The following is a 17,699-nucleotide window of genomic DNA, read 5'->3' as shown; positions in this document are numbered from 1 at the left end:
GTAACCCACATGAGACACCAACGTCTCACGCAGGGCATGTACGTCTCACAAGGAGCTGCCTGCGGCGCCCTGTGCGAGGGGCGGAGGGGGTCAGTGCCAGGGAAGCCGGCCGCGGCGCTCCCAGTAGGCGTGCGGTTCCTCGGCCAGGGCGTCGAGGCGGGCCGCCTGGGCGTCGTCCAGGTCGACGGCGGCGGCGTGCAGGTTGGAGCCGAGCTGGTCGACGGTGGCCGCGCCGGACAGCACGACGCCGGCCCACGGGCGGCGCAGGACCAGGGCGAGGGCGAGCGCGTCGCAGCCGAGCCCGGTCTCCCGGGCCACGGCCCGCAGCGCCTCGGGCGCGTCCGGCCCGGCCAGCCGCCCGTTCGCCATGCCCTCCTTGACGATCACGGTGAGCCCGGCGTCGTGGGCCTCGGCGAGAGCCGGTCCCGCGGAGGTCTCCAGGGCGTTGTACGTCGACTGGACGGTGCGGAACAGGGGCTCGCCGTCGACGGTCACGGCGAGGGCGGCCCGGACGGCGTCGGCCTGGGCGGGTCCGCTGGTGGAGAAGCCGATGGTCAGACCCTGCGCGGCGGCCTCGGCGAGCCGGGCGTGCAGGTCCTTGTCGGTGAGGGCGGGGCTGTCCGGGGTGACCGAGTGGATCTGGTAGAGGTCGAGCCGGTCGCCGAGCAGTGCGGCGGTCTCGGCGCGCTGCCGTTCGTAGGTGGCCAGGCCGTGGTCCTTGACCTCGTGGCGTTCGGCGTCGGTGCGCCAGTCGGCGGTGTAGGTGTAGCCCCACTTACTGCCGATCACCACGTCGTCGGCCTCGGGGCGGGCACGCAGCCAGTCGGCGAGGAACTCCTCGGAGCGGCCGTAGGAACGGGCGGCGTCCAGGTAGCGCACGCCCTGGGCGTAGGCCGCGTCCAGCAGCTGGTGCGTACGGGCCCGCAGGGCGTCCACGGTGCGCTCGGCGGGCAGGTCGCGGTCCCGGCCGAGGTTGATGTAGCCGGGGCGTCCGACGGCCGCGAGTCCGAGGCCGAGGCGGCGGGTGGGGGTGGTGACGTGGGCCAGCCTGGCGAAGGGCATCGCGGGCTCCGTTCGGTCGGTTCCGTGCGGCTGCCGACCAACGTAACCCGCGAGGCCCTGCCGGGCGGGGTCCCCTCCCGCCGGTACGGCTACTTCTTGGCGTCCGCCCACGCGTGCTGGGCCGCCACGTCCGCCTTCACCTCGGCGAGCTGGACGGCGACCGCGCTGGGAGCGGTGCCGCCGCGTCCGCTGCGGGAGGCGAGGGCGCCGGGGACGTCGAGGACGGTGCGCACCTCGGGGGTGAGGTGGGCGGAGATCTTGGCGAACTGCTCGTCGGTCAGCTCGTCCAGCTCCTTGCCGTCGGCCTCGGCGGCCTTCACGCACTCGCCGGCGACCTCGTGCGCGACGCGGAACGGCACGCCCTGCTTGACCAGCCACTCGGCGATGTCGGTGGCGAGCGAGAAGCCGGCCGGGGCCAGTTCCTCCAGGCGCTCGCGGTGCACGGTGAGGGTGGCCAGCATGCCGGTGAAGGCGGGGAGCAGGACCTCCAGCTGGTCGCAGGAGTCGAAGACGGGCTCCTTGTCCTCCTGGAGGTCGCGGTTGTAGGCGAGCGGGAGGGCCTTGAGGGTGGCGAGCAGGCCGGTCAGGTTGCCGATCAGGCGGCCGGACTTGCCGCGGGCCAGCTCGGCGATGTCCGGGTTCTTCTTCTGCGGCATGATCGACGAGCCGGTGGAGAAGGCGTCGTGCAGGGTCACGAAGGAGAACTCCTTCGTGTTCCAGATGATGATCTCCTCGGCGATCCGGGAGAGGTCGACGCCGATCATCGCGGCGATGAAGGCGAACTCGGCGACGAAGTCGCGCGAGGCGGTGCCGTCGATCGAGTTGCCGACGCTGCCGTGCTCGAAGCCGAGGTCGCGGGCGACCGCCTCCGGGTCGAGCCCGAGGGAGGAACCGGCCAGCGCGCCCGAGCCGTACGGCGACACGGCGGTGCGCTCGTCCCACTGGCGCAGCCGCTCGGCGTCCCGGGACAGGGACTGCACGTGGGCGAGGACGTGGTGGGCGAAGAGCACGGGCTGGGCGTGCTGGAGGTGGGTGCGGCCGGGCATCGCCACGTCCGGGTGTGCCTCGGCGAGGCCGACCAGCGCGTCCTGGAGGTCGGCGATCAGGCCGCCGATGATCCGGGCGTGGTCGCGCAGGTACATGCGGAAGAGGGTGGCGACCTGGTCGTTGCGGGACCGGCCGGCGCGCAGCTTGCCGCCGAGGTCGGCGCCGAGGCGTTCCAGCAGCCCGCGCTCCAGGGCGGTGTGGACGTCCTCGTCGGCGATGGTGCCGGTGAAGGAGCCGTCGGCGACGTCCGCCTCCAGCTTGTCCAGCCCGGCGATCATCCGCGTCAGCTCGTCCTCGGTGAGCAGGCCGGCCTGGTGCAGCACACGCGCGTGGGCGCGGGAGCCGGCGATGTCGTAGGGCGCGAGCCGCCAGTCGAAGTGGACGGACGCGGACAGCTTCGCCAGGGCCTCGGCGGGACCGTCGGCGAAACGGCCGCCCCAGAGCCGTACGTCACCGCTGTTGCTGCTCACTTGCGTTGCTCCTCGGAGAGTTGTCTCTGTGCGCGCCTCGGTGCGAGCGGCCGCCCCCGGCCGTCGCGGGCGGGGGCGGCCGGCAGGCCGATATGCGGAGGCGACTCGCGTCATGCATGAGTATGCAGTGCTATGCATGATTCGTCAATCGAGCGGGAGGGTGCCCGGTACGCGAGACGATCGGCAATTCCTTAGACAGCCGAACGAACTCCAGGGATAATGGTCGGACATGGGAAAGACCTATGACCGCATCGACGGCAGGCTGCGTACGTTCATCGAGGAACAGCCCCTCTTCTTCACCGCGACCGCGCCGCTGTCCGGCGACGGCACGGTCAACCTCTCCCCCAAGGGCCTCAAGGGCTCCTTCGCGGTGCTCGACGACCTGACGGTGGCCTATCTGGACTTCGCCGGCTCGAACGCCGAGACCATCGCACACCTGCGCGAGAACGGCCGGATCACCCTCATGTGGTGCGCCTTCCAGGGCCCGCCCGACATCGTGCGCGTCCACGGCCGGGGCGAACCGGTCTTCCGCGACGACCCCCGCTTCACGGACCTCGTGGCGCGCTTCCCCGGCATCGACCCCACCGCGCACGGGCTGCGCGCGGTCATCGTCGTGCACGCCGAACTGATCCGCGACACCTGCGGCTACGCCGTGCCCTTCATGTCCTACGAGCAGGACCGCGACCTGCACGGCCGCCGTTTCGCCCGTGAGGACGACGCCTCGCTGAGCGACTACTTCACCAAGAAGGACCACGTGGCCCACAGCCTGGACGGCCTCCCGGGCCTGCCGCTCCCGCTGCCGCCGTCACCGGTGTGAGGCGGGCGGCGGGGCGTCCGGCGCGGATGTGAGGCGCCGGCGGGCCGCCCGTGTCCCCGGTGCGTCCCCCCACGTACCTGCTTCCCGGTCGCGTCCGCCTACGTACCGGTGTGGGCGCCGTCGGGCGGCAGCCGCACCGTGAACGTCGTCGCGCCCGGCCGACTGGCCAGCGTCACGCTCCCGCCGTGTGCCCGCACCACCGCCGCCACGATCGCGAGGCCCAGGCCCGCCCCGGCGCCGCCGGAGGTGTCGGCGCGTCGGCGGTCGGCGCGCGCGAAGCGCTCGAACACGCCCGGCTGGCTCTCCTCGGGGACGCCGGGACCGTCGTCGTGGACCCGCAGCACGGTCGCGGCGCCGCCGGCGTCCGGGAGCGCGGCCAGGGACACCGTCACCTCGGTGCCCGCCGGGGTGTGCAGACGGGCGTTGGCCAGCAGGTTGGCCAGCACCTGTTGCAGCCGGTGGGCGTCACCCGTCACCGTGACGGGCTCCTCCGGCAGCTCCATGGTCCAGTGGTGTCCGGGACCGGCGGCGCGGGCGTCCGTCACCGCGTCCAGGACGAGGCGGGTGAGGTCCACGGGGCGGCGCTCCAGCGGGCGGCCCGCGTCCAGGCGGGCCAGGAGCAGCATCTCGTCCACCATCTCGCCCATCCGGGCGGACTCGGCCGCGATGCGTTCCAGCGCTCTGGTCACCTCGGGCGGCACCGGTCCCGGATGCAGCAGGGCCAGCTCCGCGTGGCCGCGCACCGAGGCGACCGGGGTGCGCAGCTCGTGGCTGGCGTCGGCGGCGAAGCTGCGCAGCCGTTCCTCGCTGGCGTGCCGCTTGGTCAGCGCGTCCTCGACGTGGTGGAGCATCCGGTCGAAGGCGGCGGCGACCCGGCCCACCTCCCCGTGCGGGTCGGCCCCGCCGGTCCTGGGCGGCAGCGCGACCTCGCCGCTGGCCAGCGGCAGCTCGCTGACCCTGGCGGCGGTCGTGGCGACCCGGCTCAGCGGACGCAGCGACCAGCGCACCCACAGCGCCCCGGTGACGCCGGCGGTGGCCAGCGCGAGGCCGAAGACGCCGCCGGCGACGAGTTCCAGCCGGTGGACCGCGGCCCGGACGGGCTCCGTCGGCAGCCCGGTGACCAGGACGTCGCCGTCCCGGCCCGGCCATGCCGCCAGCCGGTAGCCGCCCAGTTTGGACAGGCGCACCGTGTGCCCGGCGCCGTCCGCCGGGAGCGCGGCCAGGGCGGCGCGGTCGGCGGCGGTGAGGGTGACGGCGAAGCCGGGATGGGCGTCGGAGGGAACCACCGCCGCGTTCGTGATCCGGCCCGCCACCAGCCGGGCGCCGAACGTGGCCGCGGCCTGGCGGCGGGTGTCACCGTGTTCGTCACCGTCGTGGTCGGACGGCTTCGTGTTCCGCCCGCTCCCTGCGGCGCCGTGTTCGAGGCTCTGGGGGAAGCCGGTGCCCGTCTGCTGCAACTGCTGGTCGAGCCGGCCGGTGAGGAAGCCGTTCAGCTCGACGACCGCGGCCACCCCGACGGCCGCACAGCTCAGCGCGAGCAGCACCACCAGACCGAGGGTGAGCCGGGCCCGCAGGGTGCGCGGCAGCGGCAGGCGTCCGCCCCGCCGCGCCCAAAGCCGCGCCGGCGCTCTCACGGCCGGACCGGCTTCAGCACGTAACCGGCGCCGCGTACCGTGTGGATCATGGGCTCGCGGCCCGCGTCCACCTTCTTGCGCAGGTAGGAGATGTACAGCTCGACCACATGGGCCCGGCCGCCGAAGTCGTAGGACCAGACGCGGTCCAGGATCTGTCCCTTGCTGAGCACCCGGCGCGGGTTGCGCATCAGGAAGCGCAACAGCTCGTACTCGGTCGGCGACAGCTCGATCAGCTCTCCGGCCCGGGTGACCTCGCGAGCGTCCTCGTCCATGACCAGATCGCCCACGGTCAGCCGCGGGCCGTCGGCCGGCTGCCGGGCCATCCCGGCGCGCCGCAGCAGCCCGCGCAGCCGGGCGATCACCTCCTCCAGGCTGAACGGCTTGGTCACGTAGTCGTCGCCGCCCGCGGTGATCCCGGCGATGCGGTCCTCCACCGCGTCCCGCGCGGTCAGCAGGAGCACACAGACGTCCGGCCGCACCTCGTGCAGCCGCCGCAGCACGGTGAGGCCGTCGGTGTCCGGGAGCATCACGTCGAGGACGACGGCGTCCGGCCGCAGCGCACGGGCCTCGGCGACGGCGGACGCCCCGTCCTCGGCGGTGCGGACCTCCCAGCCCTGGTAGCGCAGGGCGCCGGAGAGGACCTCGGCGAGGTCCGGGTCGTCGTCGACGACGAGGACGCGGACGGGCGTGCCGTCCGGACGGGTGAGGGCGGGCGGCCCCGGCTGGGGCGGGCGGGAGCTGTGCATGGCCCTTCCAGCATCGCCTGTCGCCGGCCGGTGCGGAGGCGGGGGGTGCTCTGAGTTCGCTGTGAGTGCGCCGCGCTGCCACCGGTTTCAGAGCGTTCTCAGAGGTTCGGCCCGCACAGTGGCGTCCTGGACCGGCGAGAGGACGGGACGACATGACCACGGTGTACCAGCGACGGGCGGCGCCGCCCGTGGCCCCGGGGCCCCGGCGCTCCCCGGCGGCCGCGGTGCTCGCCGTGCTGTGGGGCGGCGCGGCGGCGGCGGTCGCGCTGTGGTGGGAGGACACGGCCACGGTGGTCGGCGCGGCCGGCTGGCTGACCGGCGCGGGACGGATCACGGGGCTGCTGTGCGGCTACGCCTGCGCGGTGCTCGTCGCCCTGACGGCCCGGCCGCCGCTCCTGGAGCGGCGGATCGGCTCGGACCGGGTGATCCGCTGGCACGCGCGGGCCGGCCGGTACACGGTGTGCCTGCTCCTCGCGCACATCGCCTCGATCCTGGCCGGGTACGCGGCGCAGGACCGGGCCTCACTCGTGCACGAGACGGTGACGGTGGTCCTCGACTACCCGGACATGCTCAAGGCCACCGCGGGCACCCTGATCCTGTTCGCGGTCGGGGTCACCTCGGCGCGCGCGGTGCGGCGCCGCACCAGCCACGAGTTCTGGTACGGCGTGCACCTGCTCACCTACGCCGCCGTCTTCCTCGCCTTCTTCCACCAGCTCACCCTGGGCGACCAGTTCCACGGCCGGTTCGCGGCCACGGCCGCCTGGTACGCGCTGTACCTGGGGGTCGCCGCGCTGGTGCTGTGGTACCGCGTCCTCGTGCCGGTGCGGCTGAACCGACGGCACCGGATGCGGGTGGAGTCGGTGCACGAGGAGGCGCCCGGGGTGTACTCGGTCGTCGTGCGGGGCCACCGGATGGACGAACTCGGCGCGCTGCCGGGGCAGTTCTTCCGCTGGCGGTTCCTCACGCCGGGCCTGCGCGGGACGTCGACGCCGTACTCCCTGTCGGCGCCGCCGCAGCCGGACCGCTTGCGCATCACGGTCAAGGCGCTCGGCGACCACAGCGCGGCCGTGGCGCAGCTGCGGCCGGGCACCCGGGTCTGGGCGGAGGGCCCGTACGGCGCGCTGACCGCCGAGCGCGGCGCCACGCACCGGTCGCTCCTGATCGGCGCCGGGGTCGGCATCACTCCGCTGCGGGCGCTGTTCGAGACGCTGCCCGGCGAGGTCACCCTGCTGTACCGGGCGCGCTCGGCGCGTGACCTGGCGCTGGGCAGCGAGCTTGAGGCGGTCGCCCGGTGGCGCGGAGCGCGGGTGCTGTACCTGCTCAACGGCCCCCACGGCGAACGCCCCGCGCTCACCGACGCGTGGCTGCGCGCGCGGGTGCCCGACCTCGCCGGGCACGACGTGTACCTGTGCGGGCCGCACTCCTTCGCCCAGGAGCTGTACGGGGTGCTGCGCGCCGCCGGGGTTCCCGACCGCCGCATCCACCACGAGTCGTTCGAACTGTGAGAGCCGTGGGAACCGAGCCCGTCGAAGGAGTCGTGAGGCCGTCGTGCACGCGTTGAGGAAGAACCGTCCGCTGCGCCGGGTGGTGCTGGCGAGCGCCGCCACCGTCTCCGGGCTGGTGATGCTGCTGGCGCTGAAGCCGCACACCCCGCCGCGGATCGCCGCGGCGCCCGCGCCGGCCGCGTCCGCCGGCGCGGGCGCCCCGGGCGGCGCCGCGAAGTCCGGCGGCGCGAGCGGCTCCACCGGCAAGAGGGCCGTCACCGGCGAGAGCGCGCAGACCCGCTGGGGACCGGTCCAGGTGCGCATCACGCTGGAGGACGGCCGCATCACCGACGTGACCGCGGTGGTCTACCCCACCGAGAACCCCCGAGACCAGGAGATCAACAGCTACGCGATACCCCAGCTGAGGAGAGAGGCACTGGCCGCGCAGAACGCGGACATCGACTCGGTGTCCGGGGCCACGTACACGAGTGACGGCTACCGCCGCTCGCTGCAGTCCGCCCTGGACTCTGCGGTCGGCTGAACACTCCCCAGGTACGCCGCGTATCTGTGGGTCGACGGTCGAAACGCCACGGAGGAACCGTGACCACCACGCTTGCAGGAGGACGTGCCGCGCGGCGGCAGACGATGCGCCGGATCCGGCCCCGCCGCTCCCCGGCCGCCCTGCTGCTGGCCGCCGTCGGGGCGGGGGCGGCGGGGGTCGTGTGGCTGTGGTGGACGAACACCCCGTCCGTCGCCGGGAACGGCGGCCGGATCCTCAACGCGGGCCGGATCACCGGGCTGCTCGCCGGGTACCTGATGGCGCTGGTCGTGCTCCAGATGGCGCGGGTGCCCGCCCTGGAGCGGCGGGTCGGTTCGGACCGGGTGGCCCGCTGGCACGCCATGAGCGGCCGGTACACGCTCTGCCTGGTCCTCGCGCACGTGTTCCTCACCATGTGGGGTTACGCGGTGCAGGCGGGGCGGTCGCTCGGGGACATCGTCCGGCAGACCGTGGAGTCCGTGGAGCAGTTGCCGGACATGGGCAAGGCGGCGATCGGCACGGGCCTGTTCGTGCTCATCGGGCTCACCTCCGTCGGCGCGGTGCGCCGCCGGCTGCCGTACGACACCTGGTACCACGTCCATCTGCTCACCTACGCGGCGGTGTTCCTGACGTTCTGGCACCAGATCACCACCGGCAACGACTTCGCCGTCCAGCCGGCCGCGAAGACCGTCTGGTACGCCCTGTACGGCACGGTGACCGCGCTCGTGGTGTGGTACCGCATCCTCACCCCGGTCCGGCTGAACCTCAAGCACCGGATGCGGGTGGAGGCGGTGGTCGAGGAGACGCCGGGGATCGTGTCGGTGCTGATCAGCGGCCGCAGACTGCACCGGATGGGCGCGGAGGCGGGGCAGTTCTTCCGCTGGCGGTTCCTGGCCCCGGGCATGCGGTTCAGCTCGCACCCGTACTCGCTGTCGGCGGCGCCCCGGCCGGGGCTGCTGCGGATCACCGTCAAGGCGATCGGCGACCACAGCGCGCGGCTGCGCGAACTGCGGCCCGGCACCCGGGTGTGGGCGGAGGGGCCCTACGGGGCCCTGACCGCCGCCCGGCGCAGCCGGGGCAAGGTGCTGCTGGTGGCGGGCGGCGTCGGCATCACGCCGATGCGGGCGCTGTTCGAGACGCTGCCTGGCGCGGCCGGGGACATCACCCTGCTCTACCGGGCCAACAGCACCCAGGACCTGGCGCTGTGGGACGAGCTGGCGAAGATCGCCGACGAGCGCGGCGCGCGGCTGATGTACGCGGTCAACAGCCCGGACGGCGAACGGCCGGACATCTCCGCCGAGTCGCTGCGGCGGAAGATCGCCGACATCGACCGCCACGACGTGTTCATGTGCGGGCCGCCCGGTTTCGCGCGGTCGGTGTACGAGGCGCTGCGCGGCGCGGGCGTTCCCGCCCGCCGTATCCATCACGAGTCGTTCGAGATGTGAGCGACGGGACGTCAGGAGACAAGGAAGCGATGAGGAAGAGCCACCCCGTCCGCCGGGCGGTGCTCGCGGGTGCGGCCACCGTGTCCGGCATCGTGCTGCTGCTGTCGCTGAAGCCGGCCGCCGATCCGGCCGCGGCGTCGACGGCCGGATCGGCGCCGCGGGCGCCCTCGGCCGGGCAGGAGTCGCCGCAGGGCGGCAACGGGGCCGTGCCGGGCGGTACCACGACCCTGACCGGCGACGCGGCCCCGACGCAGTACGGCGACGTACAGGTCCGGTTGACCGTCAGCGGCGGGAAGGTCGTCAAGGCCGAGGCCGTGCGGGCCCCCGAAGGCGGCCTCAGCGGCCAGAAGACCGCCATGGCCGTCCCCAGGCTCAACCAGGAGGCCGTCGCGGCCGGCAACGCCGACATCGACGCCGTGTCCGGCGCCACCTACACCAGCGGCGGCTACCGCAAGTCCTTGCAGTCGGCGCTCGACCGGATGAAGGCCGGCGCGGGTGCGGGTGCGCGGGCAGGTGCCTCCGGAAGCGGTGCGGGTGCGGCCCGGACCGTGACCGGGAAGGTCGCGCAGACCCAGTACGGGCCCGTGCAGGTACGGATCACGGTCAGCGGCGGGAAGGTCGTCAAGGCCGAGGCCGTGCGGGCCCCCGAGGGCGGCCTCAGCGGCCAGAAGACCGCCATGGCCGTCCCCAGGCTCAACCAGGAGGCCGTCGCGGCCGGCAACGCCGACATCGACGCCGTGTCCGGCGCCACCTACACCAGCGGCGGCTACCGTACGTCGCTGCAGTCGGCGCTCGACCAGGTCGGCGGCTGACGCCGTGACCGGGCAGGCCGGGGCGCCCGCCGTGCTGCGGCACGCGGAGGAGGTCATGGGAACGGTGTTCTCCTTCGACGTGCGCGGCGGCGAGCCGGAGGCGGTGCGGGCCGCGCTGCGGGAGGCGGTGGCCGGGCTGCACCGGGTCGACGAGGTGTTCAGCACCTACCGGGCCGACAGCGAGGTGTCGCGGCTGGTCCGCGGTGAGCTGACCGTGGCGCAGTGCGATCCGCTGGTCGCCGAGGTGCTGGCGCTGGGGGCCGAGGCCGAGCGGACGAGCGACGGCTGGTTCAGCCTGCGCTACCAGGGACGGCTGGACCCGACCGGGGTCGTCAAGGGATGGGCGGCGGAGCGGGCGGCGCGGCTCGTGGCGTCGGCGGGCGCCGGCGGGGTCAGCGTGAACGGGGGCGGGGACGTGCAGCTGCTGGGCTCGCCAGGGGCGGACCGGCCGTGGCGGGTGGGGGTGTCGGACCCGCTCAGACCGGGCGGGCTGGCCGCGGTGGTGTCGGCGGCGGGGGCGCCGGAGCTCGCGGTGGCCACCTCGGGGACGGCGGAGCGGGGCGACCACATCGTGGACCCGCGCACCGGGCGCGCCGCGGTGACGGATCTGCTCTCGGTGACGGTGGTCGCGCCGCGGCTGGTGTGGGCTGACTGCTGGGCGACGGCTGCGTTCGCGATGGGGGCGCGGGAGGGGCTGGCCTGGCTGGAGTCGCTGCCGGGGGTGGAGGCGCTGTTGATCACCGCGGGGGACGAGGTGCGGTGCACGGGCGGGTTGGGCGCGCGGCTGGGGTGAGGTACGCCTCCGGCCGGTGCGGTCCAATTCATCGGTGCGCGGCGGTGCCGGTGAGGCGACCGGTGCGCGGCGGTGGGGCTGAGCGGGGACGGGAAGCGCTCACCCCCGCTTGAAGGGGCGCCTCTCCCGAGCTCTTCGAGCAGGGGGCGCCGCCAGCCCACCCGTTCCGCCCGGGGGCGCCTCCCAGGCCCTCAAGGCACCCGGGGGAGCCACGATGTGCCCGCGGCTACGAGGGGCGTGTGGCTCGCGGCCGACGGCCGCTCCCCAGGGGCGCGGGGAACTGCCCGAGCGGCCGCGACCGGCCCGCGCCCGGCGATCCACCGCGACCACCCCCTCCGAGCCCCGCCGGGTCTCAAACCCGGCGGGGGTCAGCCCCCGTTCTGGGCCAGACGGAGCAAGTGGTCTGCCAGGGCCTGGCCGCCGGACGGGTCGCGGCTGATCAGCAGCAGCGTGTCGTCGCCGGCGATCGTGCCGAGGATGTCGTGCAGCTCGGCCTGGTCGATCGCCGAGGCCAGGAACTGCGCCGCACCCGGCGGGGTCCGCAGGACGACGAGGTTCGCGGAGGCCTCCGCGGAGATCAGCAGCTCCTGGGAGAGCCGCCGCATCCGCTCCTCCTTGACCGACCCGCCGAGCGGCGCCCGCGGGGTGCGGAACCCGCCCTCGCTGGGCACCGCGTAGATCAGGTCGCCGTCGGTGTTGCGGATCTTCACCGCGTTCAGCTCGTCCAGGTCCCGCGACAGCGTCGCCTGGGTGACGCTCAGCCCGTCGTCGGCCAGCAGCTTGGCCAGCTGGCTCTGCGACCGCACCGGCTGCCGGTTGAGGATGTCCACGATCCGGCGGTGCCGCGCGGTGCGGGTCTGCGGCAGTGCGGGCCCGGCGGCCCCGGCGTCGTTCTGCCCGTGGTCTGGCGCCTGGCTCATCGTCGTCCCATTCTCCGGATCATCCGTCCCCCTCGGCCGCGTCCAGGATGCCGGGCAGCGCCCGGACGAACGCGTCCACGTCGTCGTCGTTCAGGTTCAGCGGCGGCATCAGCCGGATGACGTCGGCGGCGGGCGCGTTCACGAGGATGCCGGCCTCCTGCGCCGCCTGCTGCGCCCGCTGCGCGTACGGCCCGGTGAGCACGATACCGAGGAGCAGTCCGGCCCCCCGCACGTGGTCGACCAGCGGGTGGCCGAGGGACTCGACGCCCTCGCGCAGCTTCTCGCCCTGCCGCTTGACGTTCTCCAGCAGGCCCTCGTCCTCGATGGTGTCGAGGACGGCGAGCGCGGCGGCGCAGGCGACCGGGTTGCCGCCGAAGGTGGTGCCGTGCTGGCCGGGCCGCAGCAGTTCGGCGGCGCGCCCGAAGGCGACGGTCGCGCCGAGCGGCAGTCCGCCGCCGAGCTGCTTGGCGAGGGTGACGACGTCGGGCAGCACGCCCTCGTGGGCCTGGTACGCGAACCAGTGCCCGGTGCGGCCGACGCCGGTCTGCACCTCGTCGAGGACCAGCAGCGCGCCGGTCGCGGCGGTGATGGCGCGGGCCGCCTTGAGGTAGCCGGCCTGGGGGACCACGACGCCGTTCTCGCCCTGGATCGGCTCGATGACGACCATCGCCGTCTCCTCGGTGACTGCGGCGGCCAGGGCGTGCGCGTCGCCGTAGGGGACGTGGGTGACGTCGCCGGGCAGCGGCTGGAACGGCTCGCGCTTGCCGGGCTGACCGGTGAGCGCGAGGGCGCCCATCGTCCGGCCGTGGAAGCCGCCGTCGGTGGCGACGATGCGGGTGCGTCCGGTGAGCCGGCCGATCTTGAAGGCCGCCTCGTTGGCCTCGGCGCCGGAGTTGCAGAAGAAGACGCGGCCCTCGCGGCCGAAGAGGTGGAGCAGCCGTTCGGCGAGGGCGACGGTGGGCTCGGCCATGAAGAAGTTGGAGATGTGGCCGAGCGAGCCGATCTGCCGGCTCACCGCCTCCACGATCGCCGGGTGGGCGTGGCCGAGGGCGTTGGTGGCGATGCCGCCGACGAGGTCCAGGTACTCGGTGCCCTCGGCGTCCCAGACCCGGGTGCCGGCGCCGCGCACGAGCGGCAGCCGCGGGGTGCCGTAGTTGTTCATGAGGGCGCCCTGCCACCGTGCGGTCAGTTCGTCGTTGCTCATGACTCCCCCTGTTCCTGCTGGTCGGGCGCCGCGTCCGGCTGCTCGTCGGGTACGACCATGGTGCCGATGCCTTCGTCGGTGAAGATCTCCAGCAGGATCGAGTGCTGGACGCGCCCGTCGATGACGCGGGCGGTGGTGACGCCGTTGCGGACGGCGTGCAGACAGCCCTCCATCTTCGGCACCATGCCGGAGGACAGGTCCGGCAGGAGTTTCTCCAGCTCGCTCGCGGTGAGCCGGCTGATCACCTCGTCGGAGTTCGGCCAGTCCTCGTAGAGCCCCTCGACGTCGGTGAGGACCATGAGGGTCTCGGCGTCCAGTGCCGCAGCGAGTGCCGCAGCCGCCGTATCAGCATTGACGTTGTAGACATGGTGGTCGTCCTGGGAACGGGCGATCGAGGAGACGACCGGGATGCGGCCGTCGGCGAGCAGGGCCTCGATGGCGCCCGTGTCGATCTCGGTGATCTCGCCCACCCGGCCGATGTCGACCGGCTCGCCGTCGATCTCGGGGGTGTGCTTGACAGCGGTGATGGTGTGCGCGTCCTCGCCGGTGAGGCCGACGGCGAGCGGGCCGTGCTGGTTGAGCAGCCCCACCAGCTCGCGCTGCACCTGTCCGGCCAGCACCATCCGTACGACGTCCATGGCGTCCTCGGTGGTGACGCGCAGGCCGGCCCTGAACTCGCTGACGATGCCGTGCCGGTCGAGGGCGGCGCTGATCTGCGGGCCGCCGCCGTGCACGACGACGGGCCGAAGGCCCGCGTGGTGCAGGAAGACGACGTCCTGGGCGAAGGCGGCCTTCAGTTCCTCGTTCACCATGGCGTTGCCGCCGAACTTGATGACGACCGTCTTGCCGTGGTGGCGGGTCAGCCAGGGCAGCGCCTCGACGAGGATCTGGGCCTTGGGGAGCGCGGTGTGCTTGCGCGTGCTTCCGTTGCTCATGAGGAGTAGGCGCTGTTCTCGTGGACGTAGTCGGCGGTGAGGTCGTTGGTCCAGATGACGGCGGTCTCGGGCCCGGCGGCGAGGTCGGCGACGATGTGCACCTCGCGGTAGCGCATGTCGACCTTCTCCCGGTCCTCGCCGACGCCGCCGTTCTTGCACACCCAGACGCCGTTGATGGCGACGTTGAGCCGGTCGGGCTCGAAGGCGGCCTTCGTGGTGCCGATCGCGGACAGGACACGGCCCCAGTTGGGGTCCTCGCCGTGGATGGCGCACTTGAGGAGGTTGTTGCGGGCGATGGAGCGGCCCACCTCCACGGCGTCGGCCTCGGTCGCGGCGCCCACCACCTCGACCTTGATGTCCTTGCTGGCGCCCTCGGCGTCCCGGATGAGCTGCTGGCCGAGGTCGTCGCAGACGGCGCGGACGGCGTCCGCGAACGCGTCGAAGTCCGGGCTGATCCCGGAGGCGCCGGAGGCGAGCAGCAGCACGGTGTCGTTGGTGGACATGCAGCCGTCGGAGTCGACGCGGTCGAAGGTGACCCGGGTGGCGGCGCGCAGCGCCCGGTCCAGGGCCTCGGCCTCGAGGTCGGCGTCGGTGGTGAGGACGACGAGCATGGTGGCCAGCCCGGGGGCGAGCATGCCCGCGCCCTTGGCCATGCCGCCGACGGTCCAGCCGTCCTTGGTGACGACGGAGGTCTTGTGGACGGTGTCGGTGGTCTTGATGGCGATGGCGGCCTTCTCACCGCCGTGCTCGGAGAGCTGGGCGGCGGCCGTCTCGATGCCCGGCAGCAGCTTGTCCATCGGGAGCAGGACGCCGATGAGGCCGGTGGAGCAGACGGCGACCTCGACGGCGCCCGTGCCGAGGACCTCGGCGGCCTTCTCGGCGGTGGCGTGGGTGTCCTGGAAGCCCTTGGGGCCGGTGCAGGCGTTGGCGCCCCCGGAGTTGAGGACGACGGCGGACAGCCGGCCGGTCCTGAGGACCTGCTCGGACCACTGCACCGGGGCCGCCTTGACGCGGTTGGAGGTGAAGACGCCCGCGGCGGCGCGGCGCGGCCCGGTGTTGACCACGAGGGCCAGGTCCGGGTTGCCGTTCTCCTTGATCCCGGCGGCGATCCCCGCCGCCTGGAATCCCTTGGCTGCCGTGACGCTCACTGCATCTCCTCGTTCGCTCCGCCGCGGTAGCGGCCGGTGTCGCTGTCGCCCGCGCGGCGCGCCGGTGCGGGCATCGTCGTCGTCTGCGGCCCGGTGGCCGCGCGTGCGTCGCTCACGGAGCGACTCCGATCGTGGAAAGTCCGGTGGTCTCGTCGAGACCGAGGGCGATGTTCATGCTCTGCACGGCGCCGCCCGCGGTGCCCTTGGTCAGGTTGTCGATGGCGCTGATCGCGATGACCCGGTGGGCGGCCGGGTCGTACGCCACCTGGATCTGGACGGCGTTGGAGCCGTACACGGAGGCGGTGGCGGGCCACTGTCCCTCGGGCAGGAGGTGGACGAACGGCTCGTCGGCGTACGCCTTGTGGTAGGCGGCGCGCACCGCTTCGGCGGTGACGCCTTCCCTGGCCTTCGCGCTGCAGGTGGCGAGGATGCCGCGGGGCATCGGGGCGAGGGTGGGCGTGAAGGAGACCGTGACCCGCTCCCCCGCCGCCGCGCTGAGGTTCTGGATCATCTCGGGGGTGTGCCGGTGGCCGCCGCCGACGCCGTACGGGGACATGGAGCCCATGACCTCGGAGCCCAGCAGGTGGGGCTTGGGAGCCTTGCCCGCGCCGGAGGTGCCGGAGGCGGCGACGACCACGGCCTCGTTCTCCACCAGGGATGCGGCGTACGCCGGGACGAGGGCGAGGGAGGCGGCGGTGGGGTAGCAACCGGGCACCGCGATGCGCTTGGACCCCTCCAGCGCAGCGCGGCCGCCCGGAAGTTCGGGCAGGCCGTAGGGCCAGGTGCCGGCGTGCGGGGAGCCGTAGAACGTCTCCCAGTCGGCCGGGTCCGTCAGCCGGAAGTCGGCGCCCATGTCGACGACGAGGACGTCGGGGCCGAGCTGTTCGGCGACAGCCGCGGACTGGCCGTGCGGCAGGGCGAGGAATACCACGTCGTGACCGGCGAGCGCTTCGGGGGTGGTCTCGGTGAGCACCCGGTCGGCCAGGGGCAGCAGATGCGGCTGGAGCGCGCCGAGCCGCTGTCCGGCGTTGGAGTTGCCGGTCAGGGCGCCGATCCGGACCCCGGGGTGCGCCAGCAGCAGCCGCAGCGCTTCTCCGCCCGCGTATCCACTCGCTCCGGCGACCGCCACACGTACAGCCATGAACCCTCCTCCTCGATGGCATGACTATACGTATCGCTGCACGTTTATGCAATCCTGTGCGGCGGGCGCCCTGACCGGCCGGTCACCCGGCGGCGAGCCCTCCCGGCCCGGCTCAGACGGCGTCCACCTTGGGCAGCATGATCATGCGGGACACGACGAAGGTCACCGGGATCGCCGCGGCCGAGGCCAGCAGCGGGGCGAACCGGCTGCCGGCGTGCAGGACGTCCACGATCACGTAGACGCCCGCCGTGGTGATCACGAAATTGGTGGCGTTGGTCAGCGGGAACAGCAGGAATTTCCGCCAGGTCGGCCGGATCCGGTAGGTGAACCGCGCGTTGAGGAAGAAAGAACCGACCATGCTGATCGCGAACGCGAGGACGTGCGCCGCGAGATAGGGCAGACGCGTGAGGAACAACAGGTAGAGCAGGTAGTACGTGAGGGTGTTCACCACACCCACGACGGCGAACGTCAGGATCTGCCGCGCCACCGGGCGGGCGAGCGTCTGGGTCATCAGGGAATGAGGTCCTTCTTCGTGCCGCGCGGCGCACGGCCGTCGGTCGCTTCCACGTTGCTCGCCTTCACCAGGAAGTGCGGGCGCCCCTTGACCTCGTAGTAGATCCGGCCGGTGTACTCCCCGATGACGCCGAGCATCACCATCTGCACCCCGGCGAGCGCGGTGACGGCGGTGATGATCGTGACGTAGCCGGGTGTCTCGACCCCGTTGACGAGAGCGGCGCCCACGATCCACGCAGTGTAGAGCCCGGCGCACAGCAGCAGGCCCATGCCGAGGTGCAGAGCGGCCCGCAGCGGCCGGTTGTTGAACGACAGCAGCCCGTCCAGGCCGTAGTTGAGCAACGACTTCAGGGTCCAGGAGCTGCGGCCGTGCTCGCGTACCGCGTTCTCGTACTCGAAGGTCGTGCTGGGGAAGCCCACCCAGGCGAACAGGCCCTTGGAGAAGCGGTTGTACTCGGTCAGCTCCAGCACCGCGTCCACCACGCGCCGTGACAGCAGCCGGAAGTCGCCGACGCCGTCCTTGAGTTCCACGTCCACGAGCCGGTTGACCAGCCGGTAGTACAGACGGGCGGTGAGGGTGCGGGTGAAGCGGTCGCCGGCCCGGCTGCGCCGGGCGAGCACCTGGTCGTAGCCCTCGCCGCGCAGGTCGACCATGCGCCGGATCAGCTCCGGCGGGTGCTGGAGGTCGGCGTCCATGACGACGACGCTGTCCCCGGCGGCGTGCCGCAGTCCCGCGAGCAGGGCGGACTCCTTGCCGAAGTTCCGGCTGAAGGAGACGTAGCGCACCCGCGGGTCGCGGTCGGCCAGCTGCTCCAGCAGGGGCAGGGTGCGGTCGCGGCTGCCGTCGTCCACGTACACGAACTCCATGTCGTGGCCGAGCGGCAGCAGGTCGTCGGCGACCTTCTGGACCGCCTCGTGGAAGCGTTCGATGACGTCTTCCTCGTTGTAGCAGGGTGCGACGATCGAGATGAGCATGGGTTCTCCCCCAGG

General features: G+C 73.2%; 17 protein-coding genes. 6 read left to right on the top strand and 11 right to left on the bottom strand.

Features of this window, described 5'->3' with window-relative positions; translation table 11 throughout:
- Window positions 1–90: 90 nt before the first annotated feature.
- Both AB0N63_RS14230 and argH read right to left on the bottom strand, forming a co-directional pair.
- Window positions 91–1,062 carry an aldo/keto reductase gene (locus tag AB0N63_RS14230; protein WP_365528557.1) on the bottom strand — a complete coding sequence of 324 codons (972 nt, stop codon included), beginning with the start codon at window positions 1,060–1,062 and terminating at the stop codon, window positions 91–93.
- An 89-nt stretch (window positions 1,063–1,151) separates the two neighbouring features.
- On the bottom strand, window positions 1,152–2,579 hold the full coding sequence (argH, locus tag AB0N63_RS14225) for an argininosuccinate lyase (protein ID WP_365528554.1): 1,428 nt from the start codon (window positions 2,577–2,579) through the stop codon (window positions 1,152–1,154).
- A 229-nt stretch (window positions 2,580–2,808) separates the two neighbouring features.
- Here argH and AB0N63_RS14220 point away from each other — a divergent pair, with 229 nt between their 5' ends.
- Window positions 2,809–3,396: a pyridoxamine 5'-phosphate oxidase family protein gene (locus AB0N63_RS14220; protein WP_365528551.1), complete on the top strand. Its 588-nt coding sequence runs from the start codon at window positions 2,809–2,811 to the stop codon at window positions 3,394–3,396.
- Window positions 3,397–3,494: 98 nt separating this feature from the next.
- Here the strand turns inward: AB0N63_RS14220 and AB0N63_RS14215 are convergent, their stop codons facing one another.
- Complete coding sequence (locus AB0N63_RS14215) at window positions 3,495–5,030, bottom strand: HAMP domain-containing sensor histidine kinase (protein ID WP_365528548.1); 1,536 nt, start codon at window positions 5,028–5,030, stop codon at window positions 3,495–3,497.
- On the bottom strand, window positions 5,027–5,776 hold the full coding sequence (locus AB0N63_RS14210) for a response regulator transcription factor (protein WP_365528546.1): 750 nt from the start codon (window positions 5,774–5,776) through the stop codon (window positions 5,027–5,029). Before AB0N63_RS14210 ends, AB0N63_RS14215 begins: the two co-directional genes overlap by 4 nt.
- 152 nt (window positions 5,777–5,928) lie before the next feature.
- Here AB0N63_RS14210 and AB0N63_RS14205 point away from each other — a divergent pair, with 152 nt between their 5' ends.
- Genes AB0N63_RS14205 through AB0N63_RS14185 form a run of 5 tightly spaced genes read left to right on the top strand, consistent with a single transcriptional unit; the run spans window position 5,929 to window position 10,848 of the window.
- Window positions 5,929–7,281: a ferric reductase-like transmembrane domain-containing protein gene (locus AB0N63_RS14205; protein WP_365528544.1), complete on the top strand. Its 1,353-nt coding sequence runs from the start codon at window positions 5,929–5,931 to the stop codon at window positions 7,279–7,281.
- A 43-nt stretch (window positions 7,282–7,324) separates the two neighbouring features.
- Window positions 7,325–7,801, top strand: coding sequence for an FMN-binding protein (locus tag AB0N63_RS14200; protein ID WP_365528541.1), 477 nt, complete (start codon window positions 7,325–7,327; stop codon window positions 7,799–7,801).
- A 59-nt stretch (window positions 7,802–7,860) separates the two neighbouring features.
- The gene (locus tag AB0N63_RS14195; protein ID WP_365528538.1) at window positions 7,861–9,243 is read left to right on the top strand and encodes a ferredoxin reductase family protein; all 1,383 of its coding nucleotides are present in this window, start codon (window positions 7,861–7,863) and stop codon (window positions 9,241–9,243) included.
- Between the two features lie 29 nt (window positions 9,244–9,272).
- Entirely contained in the window at window positions 9,273–10,055 is a 783-nt protein-coding gene (locus tag AB0N63_RS14190; RefSeq protein ID WP_365528535.1) for an FMN-binding protein, read from the top strand.
- Between the two features lie 55 nt (window positions 10,056–10,110).
- Window positions 10,111–10,848 (top strand): FAD:protein FMN transferase, encoded by a 738-nt coding sequence (locus tag AB0N63_RS14185; RefSeq protein ID WP_365528764.1) that lies wholly within the window; start codon window positions 10,111–10,113, stop codon window positions 10,846–10,848.
- Between the two features lie 368 nt (window positions 10,849–11,216).
- Here AB0N63_RS14185 and AB0N63_RS14180 read toward each other — a convergent pair whose 3' ends face one another.
- From AB0N63_RS14180 to AB0N63_RS14150, 7 genes are all read right to left on the bottom strand, one after another.
- Entirely contained in the window at window positions 11,217–11,768 is a 552-nt protein-coding gene (locus tag AB0N63_RS14180) for an arginine repressor (protein ID WP_365528532.1), read from the bottom strand.
- Window positions 11,769–11,787: 19 nt separating this feature from the next.
- Window positions 11,788–12,972, bottom strand: a complete 1,185-nt coding sequence (locus tag AB0N63_RS14175) for an acetylornithine transaminase (RefSeq protein ID WP_365528530.1) — start codon at window positions 12,970–12,972, stop codon at window positions 11,788–11,790.
- A complete protein-coding gene (gene argB, locus AB0N63_RS14170; protein WP_365528525.1) occupies window positions 12,969–13,907 on the bottom strand; it encodes an acetylglutamate kinase in 939 nt (312 codons plus the stop codon). The genes AB0N63_RS14175 and argB overlap by 4 nt, the downstream gene beginning before the upstream one ends.
- Complete coding sequence (argJ, locus tag AB0N63_RS14165) at window positions 13,904–15,055, bottom strand: bifunctional glutamate N-acetyltransferase/amino-acid acetyltransferase ArgJ (protein WP_365528522.1); 1,152 nt, start codon at window positions 15,053–15,055, stop codon at window positions 13,904–13,906. Before argJ ends, argB begins: the two co-directional genes overlap by 4 nt.
- Window positions 15,056–15,167: 112 nt before the next feature.
- Window positions 15,168–16,196 (bottom strand): N-acetyl-gamma-glutamyl-phosphate reductase, encoded by a 1,029-nt coding sequence (gene argC, locus AB0N63_RS14160; RefSeq protein WP_365528519.1) that lies wholly within the window; start codon window positions 16,194–16,196, stop codon window positions 15,168–15,170.
- 112 nt (window positions 16,197–16,308) lie between these two features.
- Complete coding sequence (locus AB0N63_RS14155; protein WP_365528517.1) at window positions 16,309–16,707, bottom strand: GtrA family protein; 399 nt, start codon at window positions 16,705–16,707, stop codon at window positions 16,309–16,311.
- Window positions 16,707–17,684: a glycosyltransferase family 2 protein gene (locus tag AB0N63_RS14150; RefSeq protein ID WP_365528514.1), complete on the bottom strand. Its 978-nt coding sequence runs from the start codon at window positions 17,682–17,684 to the stop codon at window positions 16,707–16,709. Before AB0N63_RS14150 ends, AB0N63_RS14155 begins: the two co-directional genes overlap by 1 nt.
- Between the last annotated feature and the right edge of the window lie 15 nt (window positions 17,685–17,699).

Source organism: Streptomyces sp. NPDC093260, assembly GCF_040683715.1.
Classification (GTDB): domain Bacteria; phylum Actinomycetota; class Actinomycetes; order Streptomycetales; family Streptomycetaceae; genus Streptomyces; species Streptomyces sennicomposti.
This window is presented reverse-complemented; position numbering and strand designations above follow the sequence as displayed.

Coding starts and splice junctions, on each gene's coding strand:
- AB0N63_RS14230 (WP_365528557.1), bottom strand. CDS start 1,062: ATGCCCTTCGCCAGGCTGGCCCACGTCACCACCCCCACCCGCCGCCTC.
- AB0N63_RS14220 (WP_365528551.1), top strand. CDS start 2,809: ATGGGAAAGACCTATGACCGCATCGACGGCAGGCTGCGTACGTTCATC.
- AB0N63_RS14210 (WP_365528546.1), bottom strand. CDS start 5,776: ATGCACAGCTCCCGCCCGCCCCAGCCGGGGCCGCCCGCCCTCACCCGT.
- AB0N63_RS14205 (WP_365528544.1), top strand. CDS start 5,929: ATGACCACGGTGTACCAGCGACGGGCGGCGCCGCCCGTGGCCCCGGGG.
- AB0N63_RS14190 (WP_365528535.1), top strand. CDS start 9,273: ATGAGGAAGAGCCACCCCGTCCGCCGGGCGGTGCTCGCGGGTGCGGCC.
- AB0N63_RS14185 (WP_365528764.1), top strand. CDS start 10,111: ATGGGAACGGTGTTCTCCTTCGACGTGCGCGGCGGCGAGCCGGAGGCG.
- AB0N63_RS14180 (WP_365528532.1), bottom strand. CDS start 11,768: ATGAGCCAGGCGCCAGACCACGGGCAGAACGACGCCGGGGCCGCCGGG.
- AB0N63_RS14175 (WP_365528530.1), bottom strand. CDS start 12,972: ATGAGCAACGACGAACTGACCGCACGGTGGCAGGGCGCCCTCATGAAC.
- argB (WP_365528525.1), bottom strand. CDS start 13,907: ATGAGCAACGGAAGCACGCGCAAGCACACCGCGCTCCCCAAGGCCCAG.
- argC (WP_365528519.1), bottom strand. CDS start 16,196: ATGGCTGTACGTGTGGCGGTCGCCGGAGCGAGTGGATACGCGGGCGGA.
- AB0N63_RS14155 (WP_365528517.1), bottom strand. CDS start 16,707: ATGACCCAGACGCTCGCCCGCCCGGTGGCGCGGCAGATCCTGACGTTC.
- AB0N63_RS14150 (WP_365528514.1), bottom strand. CDS start 17,684: ATGCTCATCTCGATCGTCGCACCCTGCTACAACGAGGAAGACGTCATC.